This window comes from Salinibacillus kushneri (genome assembly GCF_900111405.1).
Taxonomy (GTDB): Bacteria; Bacillota; Bacilli; order Bacillales; family Alkalibacillaceae; genus Salinibacillus; species Salinibacillus kushneri.
In genome coordinates this window covers 160,223-184,999 of sequence record NZ_FOHJ01000004.1, presented here as the reverse complement: position 1 = coordinate 184,999, position 24,777 = coordinate 160,223, and the positions used below count along the sequence as shown (strand labels likewise).

General features: G+C 36.8%; 25 protein-coding genes and 1 riboswitch. All 25 genes read right to left on the bottom strand.

What is annotated here, in order from left to right; genetic code table 11:
* Positions 1 to 107 precede the first annotated feature (107 nt).
* The 25 genes from BMX63_RS07530 to BMX63_RS07410 all read right to left on the bottom strand — a co-directional run bounded on the left by BMX63_RS07530 (position 108) and on the right by BMX63_RS07410 (position 24,736).
* Complete coding sequence (locus tag BMX63_RS07530) at positions 108 to 1,445, bottom strand: DUF4179 domain-containing protein (RefSeq protein ID WP_093133592.1); 1,338 nt, start codon at positions 1,443 to 1,445, stop codon at positions 108 to 110.
* Positions 1,421 to 1,957 (bottom strand): RNA polymerase sigma factor, encoded by a 537-nt coding sequence (locus BMX63_RS07525; protein ID WP_093133590.1) that lies wholly within the window; start codon positions 1,955 to 1,957, stop codon positions 1,421 to 1,423. Before BMX63_RS07525 ends, BMX63_RS07530 begins: the two co-directional genes overlap by 25 nt.
* Positions 1,958 to 2,797: 840 nt before the next feature.
* Complete coding sequence (locus BMX63_RS07520; protein WP_093133587.1) at positions 2,798 to 3,820, bottom strand: thiazole biosynthesis adenylyltransferase ThiF; 1,023 nt, start codon at positions 3,818 to 3,820, stop codon at positions 2,798 to 2,800.
* Positions 3,817 to 4,584 (bottom strand): thiazole synthase, encoded by a 768-nt coding sequence (locus tag BMX63_RS07515; protein ID WP_093133584.1) that lies wholly within the window; start codon positions 4,582 to 4,584, stop codon positions 3,817 to 3,819. The genes BMX63_RS07520 and BMX63_RS07515 overlap by 4 nt, the downstream gene beginning before the upstream one ends.
* A 1-nt stretch (position 4,585) precedes the next feature.
* Positions 4,586 to 4,786, bottom strand: coding sequence for a sulfur carrier protein ThiS (thiS, locus tag BMX63_RS07510; RefSeq protein WP_093133582.1), 201 nt, complete (start codon positions 4,784 to 4,786; stop codon positions 4,586 to 4,588).
* A gap of 12 nt (positions 4,787 to 4,798) precedes the next feature.
* Complete coding sequence (gene thiO / locus BMX63_RS07505; protein ID WP_093133579.1) at positions 4,799 to 5,923, bottom strand: glycine oxidase ThiO; 1,125 nt, start codon at positions 5,921 to 5,923, stop codon at positions 4,799 to 4,801.
* Positions 5,920 to 6,540: a thiazole tautomerase TenI gene (tenI, locus tag BMX63_RS07500; RefSeq protein WP_093133576.1), complete on the bottom strand. Its 621-nt coding sequence runs from the start codon at positions 6,538 to 6,540 to the stop codon at positions 5,920 to 5,922. The genes thiO and tenI overlap by 4 nt, the downstream gene beginning before the upstream one ends.
* 38 nt (positions 6,541 to 6,578) lie before the next feature.
* Entirely contained in the window at positions 6,579 to 7,271 is a 693-nt protein-coding gene (gene tenA, locus BMX63_RS07495) for a thiaminase II (RefSeq protein ID WP_093133573.1), read from the bottom strand.
* 91 nt (positions 7,272 to 7,362) lie between these two features.
* Positions 7,363 to 7,470: riboswitch (TPP riboswitch) on the bottom strand.
* 67 nt (positions 7,471 to 7,537) lie between these two features.
* Complete coding sequence (locus tag BMX63_RS07490; protein ID WP_093134077.1) at positions 7,538 to 8,080, bottom strand: site-specific integrase; 543 nt, start codon at positions 8,078 to 8,080, stop codon at positions 7,538 to 7,540.
* Positions 8,081 to 8,756: 676 nt separating this feature from the next.
* Positions 8,757 to 11,339 carry an FtsX-like permease family protein gene (locus BMX63_RS07485; RefSeq protein ID WP_093133570.1) on the bottom strand — a complete coding sequence of 861 codons (2,583 nt, stop codon included), beginning with the start codon at positions 11,337 to 11,339 and terminating at the stop codon, positions 8,757 to 8,759.
* Positions 11,336 to 12,019 carry an ABC transporter ATP-binding protein gene (locus tag BMX63_RS07480; protein WP_093133566.1) on the bottom strand — a complete coding sequence of 228 codons (684 nt, stop codon included), beginning with the start codon at positions 12,017 to 12,019 and terminating at the stop codon, positions 11,336 to 11,338. The genes BMX63_RS07485 and BMX63_RS07480 overlap by 4 nt, the downstream gene beginning before the upstream one ends.
* Positions 12,020 to 12,458: 439 nt before the next feature.
* Positions 12,459 to 13,463, bottom strand: coding sequence for a sensor histidine kinase (locus BMX63_RS07475; RefSeq protein WP_093133563.1), 1,005 nt, complete (start codon positions 13,461 to 13,463; stop codon positions 12,459 to 12,461).
* Between the two features lies 1 nt (position 13,464).
* On the bottom strand, positions 13,465 to 14,148 hold the full coding sequence (locus BMX63_RS07470) for a response regulator transcription factor (protein WP_093133561.1): 684 nt from the start codon (positions 14,146 to 14,148) through the stop codon (positions 13,465 to 13,467).
* 234 nt (positions 14,149 to 14,382) lie between these two features.
* On the bottom strand, positions 14,383 to 14,757 hold the full coding sequence (locus BMX63_RS07465; protein WP_093133558.1) for a nuclear transport factor 2 family protein: 375 nt from the start codon (positions 14,755 to 14,757) through the stop codon (positions 14,383 to 14,385).
* A gap of 80 nt (positions 14,758 to 14,837) precedes the next feature.
* Complete coding sequence (locus BMX63_RS07460; protein WP_093133556.1) at positions 14,838 to 15,227, bottom strand: NUDIX hydrolase; 390 nt, start codon at positions 15,225 to 15,227, stop codon at positions 14,838 to 14,840.
* A 434-nt stretch (positions 15,228 to 15,661) separates the two neighbouring features.
* On the bottom strand, positions 15,662 to 15,859 hold the full coding sequence (locus tag BMX63_RS18835) for a DUF2197 domain-containing protein (protein ID WP_093133553.1): 198 nt from the start codon (positions 15,857 to 15,859) through the stop codon (positions 15,662 to 15,664).
* 58 nt (positions 15,860 to 15,917) lie between these two features.
* Entirely contained in the window at positions 15,918 to 16,241 is a 324-nt protein-coding gene (locus BMX63_RS07450; protein WP_093133551.1) for a hypothetical protein, read from the bottom strand.
* 111 nt (positions 16,242 to 16,352) lie between these two features.
* Positions 16,353 to 16,553: a hypothetical protein gene (locus BMX63_RS07445; RefSeq protein ID WP_093133548.1), complete on the bottom strand. Its 201-nt coding sequence runs from the start codon at positions 16,551 to 16,553 to the stop codon at positions 16,353 to 16,355.
* Between the two features lie 16 nt (positions 16,554 to 16,569).
* Entirely contained in the window at positions 16,570 to 17,124 is a 555-nt protein-coding gene (locus BMX63_RS07440) for a histidine phosphatase family protein (RefSeq protein ID WP_093133545.1), read from the bottom strand.
* A 17-nt stretch (positions 17,125 to 17,141) separates the two neighbouring features.
* Positions 17,142 to 17,642: a GNAT family N-acetyltransferase gene (locus BMX63_RS07435; RefSeq protein WP_093133543.1), complete on the bottom strand. Its 501-nt coding sequence runs from the start codon at positions 17,640 to 17,642 to the stop codon at positions 17,142 to 17,144.
* A 164-nt stretch (positions 17,643 to 17,806) separates the two neighbouring features.
* A complete protein-coding gene (gene eutH, locus BMX63_RS07430; protein WP_093133540.1) occupies positions 17,807 to 18,886 on the bottom strand; it encodes an ethanolamine utilization protein EutH in 1,080 nt (359 codons plus the stop codon).
* Positions 18,887 to 19,183: 297 nt separating this feature from the next.
* Positions 19,184 to 20,116: an alpha/beta hydrolase gene (locus BMX63_RS07425; protein WP_093133537.1), complete on the bottom strand. Its 933-nt coding sequence runs from the start codon at positions 20,114 to 20,116 to the stop codon at positions 19,184 to 19,186.
* A 121-nt stretch (positions 20,117 to 20,237) separates the two neighbouring features.
* Positions 20,238 to 21,338 (bottom strand): D-alanine--D-alanine ligase, encoded by a 1,101-nt coding sequence (gene ddlA / locus BMX63_RS07420; protein WP_093133534.1) that lies wholly within the window; start codon positions 21,336 to 21,338, stop codon positions 20,238 to 20,240.
* A 460-nt stretch (positions 21,339 to 21,798) separates the two neighbouring features.
* On the bottom strand, positions 21,799 to 23,481 hold the full coding sequence (locus BMX63_RS07415) for a long-chain fatty acid--CoA ligase (protein ID WP_093133532.1): 1,683 nt from the start codon (positions 23,479 to 23,481) through the stop codon (positions 21,799 to 21,801).
* 103 nt (positions 23,482 to 23,584) lie between these two features.
* A complete protein-coding gene (locus BMX63_RS07410; RefSeq protein WP_093133529.1) occupies positions 23,585 to 24,736 on the bottom strand; it encodes a lactate 2-monooxygenase in 1,152 nt (383 codons plus the stop codon).
* Positions 24,737 to 24,777 lie beyond the last annotated feature (41 nt).

Here is a 24,777-nt window from a genome sequence, read left to right as displayed (position 1 = left end):
CTGAAGTTTAGCGGTTCGAATTCCAAAAGTAAACAACTTGGCGAAATGTTTTACTAATTTAAATTTTCTGATAAATAGTTGATTGACAATAAAAAATAGAAATCTCCTTATTTAATTGGTAAACTAGCTTTTAAATCCGTTAAATAACGATGCTCATCTTGTTCGGTTACACGGAAATGTACTTTTGAATTCTTAGGAAAATCTAAATAGGTTTGTTCAAATGTTTGTTTCCCCATTCGATTAGGTGTGAGATATTCAAAGTTATTTCCTTCATTATCTTCTATATTAAAGTATTCCATTTGATGAAATGGATTTTTTCCTGTTGTTTTGAATCTGATTGTTACATTATCATCTTTTCTAACTACATTTTGAATTATGATGTTTCCCATTGGTCCCTGCGATAATGTTAAAGAAGTTCCATTCCAGGAATCACGATGAACGGTTGCTTCTCCCTCATTATCTGAACGGGTATACGGGATAACCGTTAAGGATTGTGGAACCTCATCTATTGGCTCAAAATGAAAATCATAAACAGATTTCTCCCCATTATCCAATAGTTGAGTACCATCGGCCTGGTGTAGCATATCAATTTGCTTTAATACTCTACCTGCTTCATCCTGAACTAGTAAATGATATCGAGGTAGTGGTTGCTGACTGGTTTTATCCGTAATTGATTCAATAGATATTTTCGTCATCAAAGGAGTAAAGGAAACTTCTTTAAAATTTAACTCTAGAGACTGGTTCTCACTTGACACCGTTATTGGATATCTTTCTATTTCCCCACTTTGTTGAACTTTTATATCAATTAATGTATCCTGCAGATGGAATCCTAACTTAAAGGGACTTGTTACTTGCTGGTTGTTGATCATGTTAAATTTAAATGCACCTGCATACGTATTCTCTGTTATTCTCTGTAAATCTTTTACACCACCTGCATAACCAGATCGAGTTCCGTTGATAGTAATTCCACTGAAACGAAGATTTTTGATCAAATCATTTTTGTCGATTTGGGAACGGTCTATATCTTCTGTTCTAAGCAAAAATCCCAAGTATATACTCGTTCCATCAAAGTAACTTTCTGTAAATTTTACGGAGTCAATAAAGTCATCGGTAAAAATTTCGGATTTATTATCTAGTTCAGATTCTTCCTGAAGTGACACTCCAACTCCTTTCTCATACCCGTTTTTCATACCTAAATCACCAATATACTCTGCTACAGAACCAATAACGGGAATAGACTTCAGCGTTTGAGCAAATGCAGGACTTAAATAAGACATCCCACTCATAATGCAAAGACTTAGAACTGCAGAAATAGCTAAATATCTCCATTTTTTCATGTTATTACGCTCTGGAAGTGATTTTACGGTCTCCTGCATACGCTTCTGCACAACCTTAGGTACTTCTTCATTATGCATTTTTTTTATTTCATTCTCCCACTTGTCCAATCTGAATCTCCCTCCTTTTGAGTTAACAGATGGCGCAGATAATTTCTTGACCGCCTTATTTTGGTTTTCGCTGTATTTTCAGGGATTTTAAGGATTTCAGCAATCTCTTTAATACTAAGATCCTTTATGTAAAAAAGTGATAATATTTCAGCCTGATTATGAGGTAACTGGTTAAACAGCAGTTTAAGCTCAACAGAACGATAACCTGAATCTTCTGTAGCGCTATCCAATTCATATATATCAATGATTTTCTTTCTCTTTCGCAAAACAGCATAACATTCATTCATCACAATTCGTATAAGCCAGGTTTTAAAATAATGAGGTTCCTTTAGTTGTTGGATGTTTGTAAAGGCTTTTATTATGGCTTCCTGAATCACATCTGCACAATCCTCATCTTTTTTTAATATGGATTTTGCAACCCTGTACATTACTTTTTCATGCTCGAAAATGAGCTTTTCAAAGGCTGCTTTATGTCCTTTTCGTGCTTTTTTTACTTCTTTTATTACGTCCATTACCTGCCTCCTTTCTGATTAATACGTCAATCATTAGAGAATTCAGAAGTGATATAAGTTTCAAAAAGTTATATATAAATAAAAAACACTACTTTTAAAGTAGCGCAAGAAGCGAAGAAGTTAAATCTTTTTTGCTGAAAATTTCAAGAGAAAGGATCGATCCCATTTTACTATAAAATACATTTTAGATAGGTACTGGGAGCCAATAATTTTATTATTACTTGTAAGCATAACCCTTCCAGTAAAAATTCTAAGGAATGTGTTAATTTATTGAATGATATTTAGTTTCGTATTACCATAAATATAGATTGTATTGAATTTTGTGATTATAACCTTCATTTTCAGTTATAAAATTATGTAATGGGGTGATAAATATGCATTGGTTACGTTATATCCCTATCGTGTTCTTTTCGCTATCCGCATTATCATTGTTTACATTTCAGTTCACAGAAATATTTTCTTCCGTACAAGAATTAATTGAATTTTATAAGCAAAGTAAGTACTAGTAATCGTTATTTATTATTCTTATACAAGGTGGATCCTTTCTATATGTACCACTTATGGAAATTCAGAAAACACTAACTGCCCATTAAAGAATTAGAGGAAAGGGCTTATTAACCTGTTAGAAATAGGTTAAAATCGATTCACCTTGTAAACGTAATACTTCTTTATAAGATCGAATTAGAACTACCCACCTAAAGAAAATCCCCTAATTTAAGGGGATTTTCGTTTGTTAATACATGCTATATTGTACTTGTGATAGATTACTTTTTGATCTTCTGACTCCTTTGCAAATCTTTTTCGACAAATTCAAACAAACGTTTGATTGAAACCGTCAAATTATCCTAAATATCGATAATAAATACTCTTAGCTTCCTTGATATCCTTTGTTCCATGAATAAGGACACGGCCATCCTTAAACAATACGATTCTATGGTTATCCTTTATTATAGATAATAGATAAGGGTTTTTTGCCTGAATTTCTACATGATCAGCTATACGATTATATAAATCATCTAGGTTTCGTTCCGTTTTTACAGAAGGACGAATTTGAACCGTATCCCTACCGCACAAAACGGCTGATTTTGTAAGATTTTCATAGGATAAGTTGGGATAAGTTGGCTCCTTCCCACAGGATAAACAACTATCCTTTTTTAATTTATCGACATTAATCGAAGTATGCTGATTATGCCATAAATCAAAAGAGACTAATTTTTTTCTGAGAGCAGAATAATCTTCTACAAGTATTTTCATAGCTTCTGTGACCTGGTAGGAAACCACCATATGAACAGCCGGACTAATGATACCTGCCGTATCGCAGGTCATCCCACTCATTGGGACGTTGTCAAGCAGGCAGTGCAGACAAGGTGTTTCTCCAGGTAAAATCGTATAACTTATCCCATAACTCCCTACACATGCACCATAAATCCAGGGTATTTGCTTTTTTTGCGATATATCATTAATCATCATGCGAATATCAAAATTATCCGTTGCATCCATGATTAAATCAACATTATGTTCAAGTAATTGTTCGAGTTCTTCTGGAGAAACGTCCATGATATGTGCTTTTATTTCAACATCAGAATTCATTCGTTTTAAGTGTTTTTCAGCTGCAATGGCTTTTGGTAATCGATCTTCCGCATCTTTCTCTTCATAAAGCTGCTGCCGTTGTAAGTTGCTCCATTCTACATAATCCCGGTCAACGATGGTTAGTTTTCCTACACCTGCACGAACTAAAGCTTCAGCACTGGCTGTTCCAAGTGCACCAGCACCAATGACAAGTACGTGTTTTTTTCGAATTTTTTCCTGACCTGCTTTCCCTATTGGGGTAAAAATTTCCTGACGCGAATATCGTTCAGTCACCCAATACTCATCCCTTCTGTTGGACTGCTTGCTGTTGCATATCGTTTTCTAGGAATGCGCCCTGCTTCATACCCTAAACGTCCAGCTTCTATAGCAAGTTTCATCGCTTTTGCCATTTTTACAGGGTTATCCGCTCCTGATACTGCCGTGTTTAACAGAACTCCGTCTGCTCCAAGTTCCATCGCTGAAGCTGCATCCCTAGGACCGCCAATTCCTGCATCTACAATAACAGGAACATTTGCTTTTTCCATAATCAAGCTTAAATATAATGGGTTGATGATCCCCTGCCCAGAACCAATTGGAGAGGCACCTGGCATAATGGCGTGACAGCCCATCTCTTCAAGTCGTTGAGCTAACATCACATCATCTGAAGTGTAAGGTAAGACAATAAAACCTTCTTTCAGTAGCTCTTCAGATGCCTTTAAAGTTTCGATAGGATCAGGCAGCAATGTCTTTTCATCCCCAATGACTTCTACCTTAATCATATCACACAATCCACTGGCTTTGGCTAGCTTGGCTGTTCTTACAGCCTCTTCTGCTGTTTTTGCACCAGCTGTATTAGGTAGTAAATGGTATTTTTCTACATTTAATTTTTCTAAAAAATCTGGCTGATCAGGTTTGAATATATTCATTCTTCTCACTGAGAAGGTAAGTATCTCAGTTTCTGATACCTTTACAGCTTCTTTTTGAGTATCAAAATCAGGATATTTCCCCGTCCCCAATAACAGCCTTGATGTAAATTCATATGGACCAATCCTTAACATATTAACCGCCTCCTACAAAATGTACTAGTTCCAGTTTATCCCCATCAGTGAGGTATTGATTCTGCTTGTCTTTTTCAAGAATCGTACCATTAAGCTCTACAACAACAATCTGTTGATCTAGCTTAAAATGATTTAATAGGCTTTCTACCGATTGAATGTGGGATGGGATATTCACGTAATCGCCATTAATCAATAGATTCAAATAATCCCCTCCTTACTTAACTTGCTGAAACATCCTGTCAATTCGAAATGGATCGACATCAATAGTTGGCTTATTACCTTCTATCAGATCAGCCATGATTAATCCTGTAATCGGAGAGAGCAGAATGCCATTTCGAAAATGACCATTGGCAATGAATAGATTTTGATAGTCGGGATGTTCCCCTAAATAGGGTAAACCATCCACCGATTGCGGACGAATACCAGCCCATGTTTTGTCCCATTGGGCTTTTTCAATCGACGGTAAAATGGATTTGGCTTTATCCAACAAATATGCAATTCCCTGAACCGTTATCTTCTGACTGAAAGAATATGGTTTAACTGTAGCTCCAACGATCAATCGTCCACCCTTTTTCGGAACAATATAACAGGACTCACTGAAAATCGTGCGGGAAATGAGCGGTTTGTGGGTAATGACAGAAAAACATTCACCCTTCACTGGATAGCCTTTTAGATCAATACCTGATTCATGAATCAGCTGAGTCGTCCAGGCACCGGCAGTCACAACAACATATTGGCTGTAAAAGTTGCCCTCACTTGTTGACACACCAATGATTTGATCTTGTTCTTGCAAAAAAGATTTCACTTCACAATATTCCTTAATATTTGTGTTCAAAGCAGCAGCCGATTTTAACAAACCCTTGGTTAAGTCCGGTGCAGATACTTGCCCATCCCCTTTAACGTACATGGCTCCTAAAAGATGATCGGATAAAAGGGGTTCATGTTTTGGGATTTCTTCAGCCGGAATCCAATCCGCCTGTTCGCCTAATCGATTCTGAGTCTCAATCACTTGCTGATATTCTCTTTGTTCTTCTTTTGTTAAAGCGACTTTAAACATCCCGTTTTTTCTATATTCAATATCAATCCCTGTTAATTCTTTAATTTCATTAGCTAAAGCAGGGAATTGTTTACGACTTTCTCTGGCCAATTGAAACATCGGATTATCCGCATGTAACTCTACTTGAGCGCCAATCATGCCCGCTGCAGATGAAGAGGCTTTTCCCCCTATTTGCTCTTTTTCTAAAAGTAATATTTTATACCCCCGCTTCGCTAACTGAAACGCCGTGGAACCACCCATAACACCCCCGCCTACCACAATCACATCATATTGGTTTGTCATGTATATCCCCCTGTTCCCTTGTTTACTTTTTTGACCAAATCATTTGCGGCCCCTTTAGGATCTTCTGCTTCAAAAATCCCTGACATTAACACAATGCCATTTGCTCCCGTTTGAAGGATATCTGGTATATTGGAAGGCTTTACCCCACCAATTGCTAGGACGGGCACATTTACACCTCTGCAAATGTTCTTTAATTGTTTGAGTCCTTTTGGTGGAAGTCCTGGTTTTGATGTCGTTGCGTATACATGGCCGAAGAATAGATAATCTGCTCCCTCTTTTTCAGCTTTCCTCGCTTCCACTAGTGAATGACAGGAGTACCCAATGCGTAAGCCTGGAAATTCATTTTTTACAGCATAAACAGGAAGGGAATGATGGGCAAGGTGTATCCCTTGAACTTTGCAGACATAAGCAATGTCAACACGGTCATTTATGATTATTTTGTCTAGTGGGACCTCATTCTCTAGTAGTTTTTGTACAATTTGATAGATTTCCGAAGCCGTTTTGGATTTTTCCCGAATATGTATTGCATCAACAAAAGGATGAATCTCTTCTACGATGGTTGTGAGGCTTTCTATGGACTGCCTTCCCGTCGAAATGGCATGTATCTCTCGTTTCATTTCCTTCTCCTTATCCATCAGTTACTACATTTATATGTTTATCGTTGTTCATTAGAAGATACACTTGCTTGTAAAGGCCACTGTTCCTCTTTGTAAGCCATTTCCCAAAATAAGTATTCATAGGCACTGCTTATGACAAAATCGTTTTTCATTCGTTCCTGGTCCTCTTTTGTGCATTGTTCAGCGATATTATCCAGACGTACAATCTGTTCTTCTACTAGGCTTTTAAACCAGTCACCACCATAGGCTTCAATCCACTTTTGATACACCGGTTCATTCGGCTTACAGTTCTTTAACTTTTCACCTACATCGTAGTAAAGCCAGTAGCACGGGAGTAAGGCTGCGATGGTGTCGCCCAGGTGTCCATTATACGCAGCACGGTAGATATGGGATGTATAGGCATATGCTGTTGGTGAGGGTTCAAATTGTTGCTGCTCCTCCTCTGTGATATTCAATAAATCAGAAAAGGTACGATGAAGCTCAAGTTCTGCTTCATAGGTTCCACTCGCATGGTGAGCAAGGCGATTTGTTGTGTATAAATCAGGTGCCTTTGCTGCTCCGAGTGATTGAACTCTGGCAAAATGGGACAAGTAATAAGAATCTTGCATGACATAATAACGGAATTTTTCCAATGGTAAAGTGCCATCCCCGATTCCTGTTACAAAAGGATGCTCAAAGCTTGCCTCCCAATAACGGTTTGCTTCTTTTCTTACTTGTTCTGAAAACTTCACAAAATTACTCCTCTCTGAAATAAATTTTTTAACAAAAAAACCACTTCCCTTACCTAAACGTAAAGAAAGTGGTTGCGTACACGTATGATAAATGCAAGCCTTTCCACTTCCCTACGCTAGTATGAACTAGATCAGGTTCTAAGAGTCTTAAAGTTCTCACTTTAATCTCAGCCTTTATAAGGCACCCCTAGTGGTTCGTAAAAATCATATTCAATTTAATTTCATCTTAACGATGCTTTTTAAAGTTGTCAATACAATTCAAACATTTACAAACTAAAATGTTCCAGGCTTTGATCAACGATGTCCTGATTAATCCCGATATATCGAAGGGTAATTTCAGGTGAAGAATGATTGAAAATATCCTGTAATAAAGCAACATTTCGATTCATCGTGTAATGCCAAAAACCAAATGTCTTCCGTAGGCTATGTGTGCCAAAGTTTTGGATTCCGACTTTTTTGGCTGCCTGATTTAATACTTTATAGGCCTGGATTCGCTGTAAAGGTAAATCGGTTTTGTGAGAGGGAAATAAATAATTTTCATCATTCTTCTTTTGAATATAGCTTGCAATGATCCCCCGTAATTCCGCATTTAATAAAAATCGTTTATTCTTCCTGGTTTTGGTTTCTTTTAATGTAATATGGGTTTGATTCCTTACATCCTTTACTTGAAGTGGAAGCAAATCACTAATGCGCAAACCTGTATTAATACCCATAACAAATAAAAAATAGTTTCGTTCTGAGTTGTTTTTCAATTCCCGTTTCATCTCTTCAATTAAAAATCGATCCCGAATAGGTTCGACGGTTTGCATCCCTTTGCTAATGATTGCGTGAAAATCGGATTTAATGTCTCCTATTCGTTTCGGATTCCGTAATTTCGATTGATTCAATTCCCTAATTTTTTTCTGTAATTCATATTCACCATACTTTTTTACTAAATACATGTATTCTCCATCAGACAGATAGACATGTTCGGCATATGGTTTTTTGTTCATTCTAACACTCCCATTATATGTAAGCTCTCAGCGAAAATGAATGAATCCTTCCCGTGCAGTTATCCGTCTCATTTTCTTAGAATCGCCTTCTATAAAACTATTTATTTTTGGTAATTTTGAGCTATTAACAATCAATTATTTACCATAAATTTGATGAACGTATTTGTTCAATATGTATTATACCATATTATCCTATTTTATGATAATGGCCATGAAGTATTGCTATATAAAGCTTTCATTCTGTTTTCATGATGAAACATAATAAGGATTTTGTTTCATTACATAATATGTTTACCAACAGTGATAGGGGGAACGATTTTAGATAGAAGGATGCTGTTGTTTACATATACCCATTTGGGTGTGCTCTGTTTTTCATTTATAAATATCCTGCTCAATTTCTTCATTATTCGATAAAATGCAGGCTCTGGGGAAATACTTGTCAATACTTTCGTAAAGAAAGAAAAACAGACCCTGCCATAGGGCCTGTTTTTCTTTATATATTTTCCTGTTTTAATGCATCGATAATATTTTGCTTTTTCACTTTTGCACTTGAATATAACATGGTGACACCTACGATGATGAAAATTGCTATTATGACAAATAGTATGTCAAGCCACGGCAGCGTGAATCCATAGGAAAAGGTATTCATCAATGACCGGTAGATCAAATACATAACAGCTATGCTAATAGGAATGCCATATAGTAATGCTTTAACTCCGTAAAAAATACTCTCATAATTAATCATTTTATTAAAACCTTTTGGTGTCATACCAATTGACTTAAGCATCGCAAATTCACGTGTGCGAAGAGCAACACTTGTGGAAATTGTATTGAAAATATTGGCAACAGATATGGCCGTAATTAGTGCAATAAATCCATAGGTAAATACAGATATCAATAACGTCATTTGTTCTTCCTGCTGTCTACTCTGGTATACGTTGTAAATATGCATATTGGTCGTATTCAGTTCTTCCATTTGCTTCTGTGTTGCCATCGGATCTGACGATGTTAGATAAAGGTTAGTTCTAGGCTGTCCAGTGAAATTATCTGGAATAACTTTTTCCATTTCGTTACCAGATACAATAATCGTTAAATTTCCTAACCCGCCAGTATCAACACCCATTGGAAGTTCGCCAGTCAATGCTCCAATTTCCACTGTTCTTTTTCCTGATTGGTCACCTGCATATATTAATTCAAGTTTTTGCCCAACTTCAGCATCGATAGACTTCGTTTCTACAAACTTATTTTTAGTTGGGTCTCGATAATTAATTTTGTTAATTACAATGGCAGATGGATTTTCTGAATCTTGTAATTCCTCTGCATTCACCCCAATTTTTTCTGCATAATCCTCCAAGCTGTTTTGATCTAATCCTACCACTTTTACCTTGTAATTAAATTTGTCATTCTTAAGCATATCTGGATTTTCTTTTGCTGTATCCTGCAAAGAATCAGCAATTCTTTTCTCGTCTATCCATGTAGAAAGATATACCTGTTTTATTATCGCAGAGTCTTTTACATTAGGCAGTTTCGCAAAAGACTTCATCAGCTTATTATTCTCTTCACTTCCCTGGCTGGTAGATACTGAAATATCATAGTTAATCCCACTTTGTGTAATCTCAATCAATTTTTTCAAGTTATCCGTAAAATAGGTTACAGATAAAAACAGCACAATACTAATTACAAGGGAAAATACAGTAACCTGATATCTCTTCTTATTGCGTTTTAAATTTTTTAACCCAATTTCTGCTTCTATGCCAAATAGCTTTCGTACTAGCTTAGACGTTTTTACTTTTTTACCGGAAAGTTTCACATCCTGTGTTTGACGGATTGCATCAATCGCAGAAATGCGTGATGCTTTACGAGCCGGTAAATAACTGGATATCAGAATCGTAATCAACGAAACACTACATGCTATTAATACCGATATTGGTGTGACCGTTAGATGCAGTCCTTGCTCAATTCCTAGCGCACCTTCAATAAGTGAATTAATGAACGTAAACGTAACCCCAATACCAACAAGGCCAGCTACAATTCCAATAGGGATACTAATCGTACCAACAACAAGCCCCTCAAACAGAACGGAATTTCGTTTTTGCTTCTTCGTTGCACCTACACTGCTTAACATACCTAAATGACGGGCACGCTCTGAAACACTAATCCCAAATGCGTTATAAATTAAAGCCACTGAGCCGATTACAATGAGTGCAATAATAATCCCAGATAGTGAAAACAACATTGTTCTTAAGCCACTATCGTCTGTCACCCCATAATATCTTAGTAATTCATTATGGAAGGAAACCGAGTCTATATTGTGTTCAGCTGCAAATTCTTTCGCATCATCAAATATTGAATGATTAACGTTATTTAAAATGACTGACGCATTCACAGTCGCGTTCGCGCTAATAGTCCCTTCATCCAAATAACTAATAACTGTATATCCCGGAGCCCACGTTGGTTCCCATGTCGGCCGTTCGATCTCACCCACAATGGTATAGGTTTCCGTTTCTTGATTTTGTATTGTTTCAGTAACTTCATCTTCTTCCGTTTGTAGAGCATCTGATTGTCCAAATGTCTGTTCCTGGCTACCTTTTGCTAAAAAACGTTGTCCAACGTCAAGTGTTAATTGTTCACCAATTTCATAGTCGACACCGCCGTTTGTTTCGATGTGTTCTGAAATAACAACTTCATTTTCTGCTTGTGGCAGTCTTCCGTCACTAAGTTCAATCGGAAAATGATCAAAACCCTTCTTATTATATTCCTTGACAAACAAATATGGCTTATATTCATTTTGTGATTCAAACAATGCATAGCCACGGTCTCTAGAGATAATAACTTCTTTGGTATCATCATCATTTTCAATAGCGTCTAACTGATCTTCATTAACATTTTCATATAAAACATGCCATTCTCCGTTTTGAGCCATGACTTGTCTCTTCATTAAATCAAGAAATGATACGGCCAAAGTTGCAACTGCCATAATCATCGCAACAGAGATAATGACGCCAAAGACAGTAACAAGTGTTCGTTTCTTGTTTTCCTTTAAATGCCTGATCGTTAGCTTGTTGATGATATTCATGGACGAATCACCTCATCATTGGCAATCCTTCCATCTTCAATCGAAATCACACGATCTGCTTGCAATGCAATTCGTTCGTCATGTGTAATGACAATTAATGTTTGATTATATTTTTTGTTAAACATTTTTAACAGATTGATGATTTCGTTACTGTTTTTACTATCTAAGTTACCCGTTGGTTCATCTGCTAGCATCATCGCGGGATTACTAATCAGCGCCCGTCCAATAGAAACCCGTTGCTGTTGACCACCTGAAAGTTGGTTTGGTAAGTGTGTTAGTCGATTTTCAATATTTAATGTCTGAACAATTTCTTTTAAATGCTGATCATCGACTTTGTGCCCGTCTAACAATATGGGTAAAGTGATGTTTTCTTGTACAGTTAAAATAGGGATCAGGTTATAAAATTGATAAATCAACCCTATTTGCCTTCGTCTAAAAATCGCCAATTGTGTTTCGTTTAACTGGTAAATATTTGTATTATCAACAATCACATTACCTTCTGTTGGTCGGTCTACTCCACCAAGTAAATGAAGTAACGTTGATTTCCCGGAACCAGATGGTCCAATAATTACCACAAATTCACCTTTATTAACAGAAAAAGATACATCATCCAATGCTTTTACTGCTGTTTCTCCTCTACCGTACACTTTAGACAGATTTTCTATTTTCAAGATTTCCACGTTAAAAACCTCCTAAATTTGTTGTTACAATCAATATACCTGTCCAAAGTGACATGAAGGTGACTAAGAAGGTGACAATTTTGTCACCTTCCTTTCTACATGTCTAGGAAATTATAAAATCACGGATTTGTGGATAAAAAATAAGGAGAGGCCACGTCCGGCTCCAGCGCCCAGCGACTAGCGATACTTCCTTCACCTCCGTCCGATAAGTCAACATCGACTCACAGGTTCGTCGTGTTTCCTTTATTTCCTCCGGCTCAGTCCAGTCCGTACGTCGCTAATAGAAAAGCGAAGGTGACTGTTTAGGTCATGCGGGATAAGACGAAGACATGGAGTGAAATAATTTTGGCCACCGAATGGCTTTGGCTTATATCCGTCTTGACCTAGGAGCCGTAGCTGGACAAACGGGTGCTTCCGCCTTTGTTCATGCATTTCATGACTATATAATCTGTTTAAAAAATTTGATCCGAAACGTGGTACCTTGCCCAATAGTACTTTCTACTTCAATATCTCCCTGTTGTGCAGTAACTATACTATTGGCCATAGCAAGACCGATACCAATACTATCATCGCCTGCATTTTTACCTTTATAAAAACGTTGAAAAATATACGGAAGATCTTCCTTAGGTATACCTTTGCCATTATCTTGTACAACAATTTCTGTGTATAAAGCATTTTCTGAAAAAGAAATATGGAGTTCTCCATTTTCCTCGGTATGCTCCACACAATTCTTTAAAATATTTATAATCGCTTCAGTTGACCAATTAAAATCACCGATAAAAGAAATACGTTCATCCCCAGAAATTTGTAATGTTTGTTGCTTAATATCAATTGGAATTAAGAAAGGATCCACTGCTTTTTGAATTAGATTTTTCACAACAACTTTTTCCTTTTTAAATGAAATCGTCCCTGCGTCAATTTTAGAAAGTTTTAATAAAGAGGAAACTAGCCATTCTATCCTCTCTAGTTGGAAGCGAATATTGTTTGTAAATTCCTTTCGCTTTGATTTACTTAAGTCAACATCGCTTAATAAATCAGACATGACCATCATCGAGGTAATGGGTGTTTTAAGCTGATGGGAAATATCTGAAATAGCATCAGTAAGCAATATTTTATCCTTCTTAAGTAGGGACTGCTGTTCAGATAACATTAAGGTCATTTTATAAATATCATTTTTTAAAATACTAAGTTCCCCTTCACTATTGTCACGAACATCGAGGGAATAGTCACCATTACCTATATTCCTTAAGTATTGTGAAAGTTTTTCAATTTCACGGTATCTCCAATATGTAAAAATGATTGCAGTACTAATGAATAAAATAGAAGTAATTAGAATGAGGATGACACTAGTCAAAGTCGAAAAGAATGCCGCTATTCCGATGGACAGAAGACTAATCAAACCTACCGTAACCAGGAAAATTTGTATTTCTTTATTCCTTAACAACCTAATCACCAACCTTATATCCTAGGCCACGAACAGTTTGAATAATCTTCGGAGATTGAGGGTTATCCTCTAACTTTTCCCTTAATCGTTTAATATAGACGGTTAACGTATTATCATTCACAAAATCACCAGCTATATCCCAAATTTTTTCTAGTAGCTGATCCCTTGAAAGAACTTGTCCAACATGGTTTGCAAGAATTAATAGTAAACGATACTCTAAAGCAGTTAATGAAATTTCTTTAGCATTTTTATAGACTTTGCCCTCTAATGTATTAATTTGAATCATACCTATTTCTATAACCCGCTTGGACTGATTTTGCTTGTGGTATCTACGTAAAACTGATTTAATCCTTGATAATAACTCACGTACACGAAAGGGCTTAGTAATATAATCGTCTGCCCCCATATCAAGTCCCATCACCACATTGACCTCATCATCATAGGCTGTTAAAAATATGACCGGAATATCTCTTCTCCCTTTTACAAACTCACACAAATCATACCCACTTCCATCTGGTAAAGCTAAATCAAATAAACATAAATCTATCGTATCGATCTCCTCGGATAATACCTGCCTTGCCCTTATAGCATTGGATCTGTGAATCGTGTCATAGCCTTCCTGCTGAAGTGAATATTCAAGACCATTGGCAATGGTGCGATCGTCTTCTACAAGTAATAATTTCATCATTCAGCCCCCGAGTTGTTTATTATTTTGGAGTCAGTCCCCTCTTATGGACCATTATACACATAAAAGTCATGAGATGAGCCCATCATTGTTCATAATGCATCAAGAATCTTTATAACCGATTTTTCACACCTATTTATTTTTACTTGTATTCTCAACAAAAAGGCCTGTGATGAGCATAAGAACGATGATAGCTACAACCATGAGGTAGTCTCGAGCGGATGGCACCAAAAATTATGTATTCAACACTTCACTTAATTCCATGTCAGTTACCGTACCTTGATGGAAATAAAGCCGCCATCTTCCATTCATACGTTTCCATATTGAGCTTCGAAGGGTGTTGCGCTTCCTGGTTTTATCGCTTATGTAATAAGTGGCTAATACTACATCGGAGGCCAGTGGATATATTTCATAGTTATGCAGTGTCATTTCTGTTAAAACAACGCCACTTTCAAGACACTCTTTTTTGCCAATAATCCTTCCTGAACTCCCAATTTCCCAAAAATTATCCGCAAGCAATTGATCTAATTCTTCACTGCTTTTACGTACTTCCAAATTTATGTGAGTTTCTTCTAACGCTTTTAGTTGATTCTTTAGGTCATTATTCATTATTTTCTCCCTTTCGATTTCCTTTAGCTTCTAACATACTCATTTGTAAAAATACTTTATTTGCAATTACCTTATTCATTTCATAAAAATTGAATCTTTAATGCAACTTCTGCTGGTTTAATATTAATAGATGATAACTTTTCAACATCAACCCATATAGGTAAGTACTTTCCTTTTCCTTTATTATCGTCTATAAATTCCTCTCCCTGTCCAGTTCCAAAAGTTCCACCTGTTATCTCAGACAGAAAAAAGTATTGAGATCCGTTGAGTTCTACCTTAGCCATACATTCTTTGATCTTAACTTCTACTCCCAGTTCCTCTAATGCTTCTCTCTTCGCGGTTTCTTCTGGAGTTTCTTCCTTTTTTATGCCACCACCAGGGAAAACATAATAAACAGAATCATCCCTTATTCTCTTTATAAGTCCAACCTTTTTATTTTCAATTATGACTACCGAGCCACGATCTCGCATAACTGTAACCTCTTATTTATTAAGTATTATCAAAGAATCCTGCCTTTATATAGAATAATTAACTCATTCCTTTACTTATAAATATCCGTTTCTATGTTAACATTCAATACTAATCATAAGATGAAACGAAACTCATTTTAATCTGGGATTTTGTCTTTTCTTCTGCTTTCGCCTCTTCTAGGCTTTTTTGCTGCTTATTTCTGCGTGGTCTGTTATGTTTCCTATATTTTCTCCAGGCAATAAGAAAAGAAATATATATAAATGTCTGTATTACAAGACCACCTTTTATCAAAATGAAGTATGTAAAAGTCGGTATGGCTCTTCAGTTTATCTTAACAAAAAGGCAGGAGATCTTCTAAGTCCTCGGGATACATGAGAAATATGTATTCATTCATTTGGAGTCATCCAACGTGCATCTAGTACCATCAGGATCATTAACGAAAAAACTTGTCATATTTATCAATGTCATCAATATTGATTCCACTGCCTTTTTTCGCTTCGTTTTGCATCGATTGATTGCAGGTTTTACAGACATAGTAGGATTTGGGGTTGTTTTTTAACTTCTTATATTGTGTGTCATAGGAATCAATGGTGTATTCCTTTTTACAGAAAAAGCACTGCGTTTTTAGCATATTAACACCACCTTTCTATTTTTTCGCTATGTAATCTGTCACACTCAAAACCCTTCCTCTAAGTCTTATAGAACTCTTTATATTCATGATAGGCTTTAAAGTGGAACCGCTTAGCTCTTTCCTGTGTAAGATCCTTCACCTCTTTAAATTCTTCTGCTTCTATATAGTCAGCCAGAACATCAATGGCTTCATCAAAAAGCTTTGCTCTAAAGTAAATATTTAATCTTTCACTATTTTCACTATCGGTAATATTGGTAATGAATCTATTCCAATCAGGCCAGCTTTTTGTTTGAAAGTAAGGCCATAATAAATCAGAGTAATCTATAGCTTTATCTTCATTCGGCGTTATATCATCCCAATCAATAATTGAGGTTCCACTCATGTTCCCGTTCACCGTGTAATATAAAGGAGTGCGGGACATCTTTTTGCTTGACGCCAAATATACGCATCCAATCTTCGCTGGTAAATTCTCCATAAAGTTTCATACAGCACCTCAATTATGTCTCGATTTCTTTTTAAAGAAGCTTCCAGATAAAAAGATAGATATACCTAAACATAGATAAGCAATCCCCATCGATTGATGAAGCAGGAAGGTATCCTGGTTTACGTCTATAACTAAAATAATGATACCTGCTGTGAAAAACAATATCCCTATAGTTGCATTGATTTTGCCCAAAATAGAAAGATGTTTCACTTTATCACCCCCTATGTTAAAGATTCCAACCGTTCCATATACGTTTCAATTCCGTTTTCTGATCTCTAAAAATAAGATGATAAATATCCGGATTTGTGAGGGACTTCCATTCTTCAAAGCCAAATCCTGAATCAAAGTTTTTTAATAAGAGAGCCATTAAATTTCCATGGGTGATAATCACAGTATTTTTCTCATCACGATTAAGTACATCTTTCACTACTTCCATGGAACGATTCATAGCTTCCTTACTCGATTCACCACCATTATACGCTAAATCCATGTCCGAGAAAGTTGCTTTTAATTTATCAAGCCAATTGTTCAGAAAAACTGTGCTGAGGATTCGCTCCGTTAATCGATCATCAATTTCGAGCGGTAAATCTCGTTCGCTGGCCAAGAGAGAGATTGACTGTCTGGCACGCAAAAGAAGGCTTGAAAGAATTCGATTTACTGGTATTCCTTTAAAAAAAGATTTTAGCTCTTCTCTCTGTTGAAATCCCCTTGTTGTTAATGGGGAGTCACTCGATTGTCCTGTAGCTTCACAATGTCTTACTACATAAATGTTTTTCTCCATTAAAAATCACCTAACGACTATGATAGAATTTTAGCCATATAGAATTCATCAACAAATTCTCTATTAATTTGAAGGGAATCGATTTTTGTTCCTTCTTTTTTAAACCCCATTTTTTCATATAAAGCTATGGCTGACGTATTTTTGTTTACAACCGTTAATTCTAAACGGTGAAGTCCATGATCAACCGCCCACTTCTCCAGTTCTTCAAGTAAATAAGTACCTAATCCTTTGCCCTGATGGTCTGATCGTATACCAATAACCAAATGGGCAGAATGCTGATTTCTGGGTGAACTTCCTCCTATTGCTATGGCATAACCTATCAATTGTCCGTTTTCTTCAGCTACTAAAATAGTAGAATTTCCGGCTTTTAACATGGATGCAATCATTTCCTTCTGCTTTGCCAGGTTTAATTCTCTTTCTCCTGCTCCGTAAAGCATATATAGGGATTCTGCCTCTACTCTGCTCATTAAATCCATGAACTTTTCTGCATCCTGATTACGAATTGTTCTGCTATACATGTTCATCTCCCCTGTCTTTATTAATCATCTAAATCATTATCCAGAAAGGACGGCTTTTTATCTGATTGCGGATTCTCTCCATCCTTTTCTTCTCGTTTCTCAAGGAGTTTTACTACCTTGGAACGATTAATTCCATTCCTAACGGCTGCTGAAACAACATTATATTATTCTGTTTGTTTTCTCATTACCAACAACGCCAATATAATGGCCGTAATTCCTCCCGTTAATTTTCCAACAATCATTGCAAACACCATTTCCTTCTCAATACCAGCAACAAACCCCAGATGACCACCAAACACAAATGCACCACTGACAGCAAAGGCAACATTCACTACTTTCCCCCGTTCATCCATATCTTTTAAAATCATAAACATCGGAATGTGATGGGCAAAAGAAGAAATGAGTCCTGCTGTGGACGTATCATTTACACCAAGAATATGACCAAATTTTTCCAATGGCTTTTTTAATACTCTTTGCAGAAAAGTCACCATAGGAAAGGCACCAGCAAGGAAGAGAGCAATGGTTCCGACAATCTGGAACCCTTCACTGATCGGTATCATATTGGGAATAATAACGTAGCCTGTCATTGTTTCAACGGCAACAGCTGTTAAACCAACAATAGCCATGATTTTGATCAATTCTCCAAATACTTTAAATCCCCTGATCATTTGATTCGTCCTTTTCCATAAACCTATAGCAATAAACAGAGAAAGAATAACCGCTGGTAATAAGTTTTGAAGTATCATAGACATATTTAATCCAGCAACAGTGGCGCCAGTAAAGCTGCCTATTGGAATTGTGATGATGCCAATTAAAATGCCCTTGGCAAATACGGCATGGTCCTCTTTCCTGATTATCCCAAGTGCAACAGGGATGGTAAAGACAATGGTCGGTCCCAGCATAGTACCTAAAAACACCCAGGCAAATAGTTCTGCTTCATGAGTAAGAGACATTTCCTGCGCTAATGCGTAGCCTCCCATATCAAGGGCAAGCAGTGAGTTTACAAATGAAGCTGGATCGGCCCCAATAAATGTATAAATCGGCGTGATCACAGGTGTTAATATTTTAGTCACTACCGGTGCAAGCGAGATAATGCCGACCATGGCCAAAGTAAGAGTACCCATGGCCATAAAGCCATCCGTAAATTGCTTCCCATATCCATATTTATTTCCCATAATATGATCGACTGCACCTAACATAAGAAAGCAGACTACGATGATTACAATGATGTCATTTATACCCATTGTGTTTCTCCGTTTCTTAATTTTTCTAAATCTAAAATTCTTTAAAAGTATTATATTATCAAGAACATGGACCAAGCATTTTGAATTAGACTTCATAGAATTTATTATGAAGGGCTTCAAACACGTTTGTATACTTATTCTTAATTGAATCCTAATTTGTCTATATTAAAGTTGTAAAGAAAGCGTTTTATAAAAGTCCGTTAGTTTTTATTTAAGCTTGATACTATCAATTTCTGTGATAATAGATTTTCCAGGGAATTTGATAGATTCCGGATCCATTTTTTAAGTTGCCATCACTCATTCCTTGGATATATATTCAATGGCTTCTCTTAAAAGACTCTGAAAGTTATCTGGAAAGAAATGTCCCAATCCTTTGATTTCCACAAGTTTAAAAGGCAGATGATACCTTTCTAACAGCGAACAAAACTTTTTTGTTGCTTCAACGTAATGATCCTTTTTTCCGGTGATGATAAAACCCTTCATATTGTTTGGCCTTTGGTTTTTTAAAATGTCCTCAAAGCGATTTATATCCTTAATAGCAGGTACAACGGCAATAAAACCTTTAAAGGTGTATAATTCCTGTAATAATGCATGCTCTATAGCTAAAGCTGCCCCCTGAGATGCTCCTCCTATAATTACCGGATTTTCATTATGGTCCATTTTTTCGATTGACTGTTGAAGATCACAACGGGCAATCGCTGAATCATCCCAGCAATAACTGTTATAACCAAAAAGCTGTGAAGATTGTAGAAAGGTGAAAGAATAATGTGTTATGTCATCTCTCTCAAGCCAAAAAGGTGAAAAATCCTTTATATTTGATCCTCGCCAATGCAGGATGAGAAGTTTACTGGTCGCTTTGGTATTACCAATTGTCATTATTTTTGCTGAAGCTTTTTCTTTCTCCCTCTCCCTCTCCAAAATACATTGGCACTCTTCTACGATATTTTTGAATGACCGATGATGATAAAGAGGCTTAAGATCAGGATATTGAAGCAATAGTTGAGGGTTCCACCAATAGTTTTTATTCAAGGCATACTGAAGCTCTGCAACCGCTCCTTCTAAATCTCCCTGTACAGATAACAGACAGCATTTCCAGAAACTTGTTTTATCAATCCGATCCGGAAATTCCGAGTGTGCTGTTTGAATAATCTCCAAGGAACGTTCAAAGTCTCCCTTTTCAAAATGATAAAATAGTTTCTTTTGTAACTCTACAAAGCGTACTTCCCGCAATTGACTCGCTCCCACCATATGATATTTCTCTATATTTTGTCAGATTTATGTAAAAATTGCAATTTTAATTTCGAATCTAAAAAAGCACGCTTCGATTAGAGAAACGCGCTTTCCTGACTGATTAGTCAATAGAGCTTTTTAGTTGTGCATCCTGCTCATGTCGATCGATAGCCAATTCAATTAAACGGTCTATGAGTTCAGAATAAGGGATGCCGCTAATTTCCCAAAGCTTTGGATACATACTAATTTTTGTGAAGCCAGGTAAAGTATTGATTTCATTTAATACTAATGTACCGTCTTTCTGCATAAAGAAATCAACTCGTGCCATTCCTTCACATTCAAGTGCCTTAAATGCATGAACTGCTGTTTCTTTAATGTTTTTAATCTCATCATCTGCTAAATTGGCTGGGGCTTCTAATAAAGCGCCACTTTCATCAATATACTTGGTTTCATAAGAATAGAAATCTCCTTGAGGTAAGATTTCACCTGGCAGTGAAGCCACCGGATCGTCATTTCCTAGTACAGAACACTCCAGCTCTCTTCCGTCTATATTTTCTTCAAGCAGAACCTTGTGATCATACGTAAAAGCATCTTCCATGCCTTGTTTAAATTCCTGTTCTGTGTTCACTTTACTAACTCCAACAGACGAGCCCTGATTGGCAGGCTTAATGAAAAACGGCAATCCTATTTTTTCTTTAATGTTTTGAAAATTAAGTGCCTCTTTCTCACGTCTTTTAACCGTTATCGATTTTGCTACATTAATACCTGCATCCTTTAATAAACGTTTGGCAATATCTTTATCCATACAGAGTGCAGAACCTAATACATTCGTGCCAACATAGGGGATGTTAGCTAGCCGAAGCATCCCTTGTAAACTTCCATCTTCCCCCAAAGTTCCGTGAACAATCGGAAAAATAACATCTAGCTGTTCCAGACTAACTTCACCACTTGCGTTAATGAGCTGTTGATTGGTTTCGCCTGGAACAATGGCTACATGTTCATTGGATTTATTTAATTGAATAAGCTTCGGATTTTCTTCATTTAATAAATAATGAGATTGATCATTTATATGCCATTTCCCGTCTTTATCAATACCAAGAAGTGTTACATTATATTTTTCAGGATCAATGGCATCAACAATATTTTTGGCTGATTGCAGAGATACCTCATGCTCGGCGGACTTTCCACCAAAAATAATTCCAACTCTTCGTTTTGTAGACATGTTATTCCCTCCATCATCATACACACAACTCATATTTTACATACGTTTATAGGTAATGACTTTATTTTATGGTTTATAAATGATAAATCTTCTATATCCTTCTTCACTTCAATGAAGATAAATACCGTCATTTACCGGAATAATATTGAATAGGTCGTGTATGTTTTTATAATTTATTTATGTATCATTTATTTTTCGTGTTCCTTATTCATTATTTTATCAAAAGTACTGAAAATAAGATACGAAGGAACCGTTCATTCAAAAAAATTTTGGTTACTTTTAAAAATTATCATTTATTTAATCGGTACACTCGTTATTTGACCGGCAATAGAGCTTGACATAGCCATTCCTGAATTATCTTTATCTACCAAAATCCCTTTTATCATCCTTATAACCATTAAAAAAGCATGGATTGACGTTTCTCAATCCATGCTTTCCATTCTTTATTGATAAACAGGCGCTAAGATTTAGCCCCTTTCACCTTTTTCCATTCTTTTTCCTGTAATTTTCTCCATAAAATTTTCCCGCTGCTGGTGGTTGGAAAGGAATCTGTAAATTCAATCACTCTAGGATACTTGTAAGCTGACATTTGCTGTTTTGACCATTCCATGATTTCATCTTCAGAAACCTTTTCTTTGTACTCTTCATTTAAAATGATAAACGCTTTCACTGATTCCCCTCTTCTTTCATCAGGAATGCCGACTACACATGCTTGTTGTATAGCGGGATGTTTATAAAGCAAGGACTCTACCTCTGTCGGCCACACCTTATAACCCGATGCATTAATCATACGTTTTAACCGGTCGACTATAAAGAAATAACCCTCTTCGTCTACTCTGCCAATATCCCCGGTTCTAAAAAATGTTTTGCCGTCTATTTCAATAAACACTTTTTCATTTTCATCTTCGCGATTATAATAGCCTTTAAATACCTGCGGACCATGAACCACAATCTCACCAATTTTCCCTGTATTCAGTTCCTTCAGTGTCGATGTGTCCACGATTCGAGCGTCCACATCAAATGATGGAACACCTAAACATTGCAGTTTTGGACGATCAGGTGGGTTAAAATGAGTTTGAGATATCGTTTCGGATAGACCATATCCCTCAACATAATATAGTCCAGTTAACTCATACAATTTTTCTCCAACTGCTTCAGGTAAAGGAGCGCCCCCGCCTGATATACTTAATAGAGAGGAAATATCATAATCATCTACAGCAGGATTGGCTAAAAAGTCAACCACCATAGTACTAATAATAACCCAGTGGGTACAACGATATTTTTGGATGAATTGAAGAGCACTATCCCGATTCCAGCGTGTCATGATTACCATGGTAGCACCTGCATATACAGGAGTATGCATACTGTGGACCATACCTGTTACGTGGAATAGTGGTAAAGTCACTAAGCTAACCGAATTGCTCGTAACATTTCCCCAATGAAAGGCGCCAATTGTATTGGCTTGAACCGTTTCGTTCGTATGAATACAGCCTTTGGGTTGACCGGTTGTCCCGGATGTGTAGGGGAGTACAACCTTTTCATCTGGCTTTCCTTGATAGGTTGATGGCTGAAAACCAGCTTCTAATACACTGCTCCACACAGAGTAAAATTCACGTGTTAAGGGTATTTTGTCTGCCAATACTTCTTTTGGGATTCCCTCTGTGTCAGTTATGGATCCTATATAATCAGAATAAGTAGCTACGATTACATGATCTAAACTAGTGCTATCAAGTAAAGGATCTACTTGTTCTATCAGCTCCTGACCAATAATAGCTGTCTGAATGCTGCAATCTTTTACATAAAAGGAAAGCTCTTCTGAAGTGCTCATAGGGTTGATGGGGACAACCATCCCTCTTGCTCGTAGGATTGCGTAGTAAGCAATAAAAAATTGGGGTGAATTTTGCATAAATAAAAGGACGGGTTCCTCTGGTTTAACGTTTAATTTCTGTTCTAAGTAACCTGCTAAACCGTATACCTGTTTTAGTACTTTTTCATAGGTTAAATAACCTCCATAATAATAAAATGCTGGTTTGTCAGGATATTTTTTTGCCGTCATTTCCAGATTTTCATAAAGTGTTGTTTGGGGAATATCTAATGAGGTTGTTAAGCGACTGGGCCAAAATTTAAAATGGTTTTGGTACATCCTCTCACCTCTCTAAAATATTTTTTATAGTATCATAAAACAGGAATCTATCTCTTTATAAATCCCTTTTTATATACGTACGAAAACCAAAGGAAAGGCATTCCTATTTTTTCCTCAGCAGGTCACGATTTAATTCTTGAGTCGATTTCTTCCCAGATAACGCCATAGACAAATCAAAATCTGCGATGAGATTACGCAAAACCTGTTTAACCCCTGCTTCCCCTGCCAAGGCCAGACCATACATATAGGGTCTGCCTATTAAAACTGCTTTTGCTCCTAGTGCTAATGCTTTAAGCATATCTGAACCTCTTCGTATTCCGCTGTCCATAAGAACTGGTACACGATCACCTACTACTTCGACAACTTCTGCTAATGCATCTATCGCAGGAATTGCACCATCCACTTGTCTTCCACCATGGTTACTGACGATGATTCCATCAACACCATGTTCTACAGCAAGCTTGGCATCATCTGTATGTAAAATTCCCTTTAAAATAATAGGCAGAGTCGTTTGTGCTTTTATAAAATCTAAATCATCCCATGTCAATGCAGGATTACCAAAAATTTGTGACCATAGCATAATGGCAGACATCATGTCCTTTTCTGGAGGTTCATCTAATCTTGATAAGAACACAGGATCACTCAAATAATTTCCAATTCCTTTCGCCTGAAGAAAAGGCAAATAGGCATGATCAATATCCTTTTCTCTCCAGCCCATCATAGGGGTATCCAGCGTTATAACGATAGCATTATAGCCAGCCTCCTCTGCACGCTTTACCATACTGGCTGCAATCTCGCGGTCACGACTCCAATAAAGCTGGAACCATTTATCTTTATTCCCCATGACTTCAGCTGTTTCTTCAAGACTATATGTAGATGCTGTACTGGAAATAAAGGGTATATTCATTGCTGCTGCCCCTTTCGCACTGGACAGTTCACCTTCAGGATGAACAATGGACTGAACGCCAATTGGTGCACACAAGAGAGGAAAGGGTAATTTCCTGCCAAATAATTCAATACTCAAATCTCGCTCGGATGTATCGCGAAGCATTCTTGGAACGATCTGCCACTTTTCAAAAGCTTGATTGTTTTGTCTTTTCGTTATTTCAGCGCCTGCCGAAGATGCCACATAATCATAAGGCTTTGAATCTAAATGTTCCCTTGCCTTTTGCTCAAGTTCTTCATATGATGGCGGGACAATACTTTCTTCCGCTTGTTGGTAAACCATAGCTTGAACTTCATTACCAAAATTCATTTCTTCAAGGCCCCCTCTTTTCAGAAAACGCTTACATATAT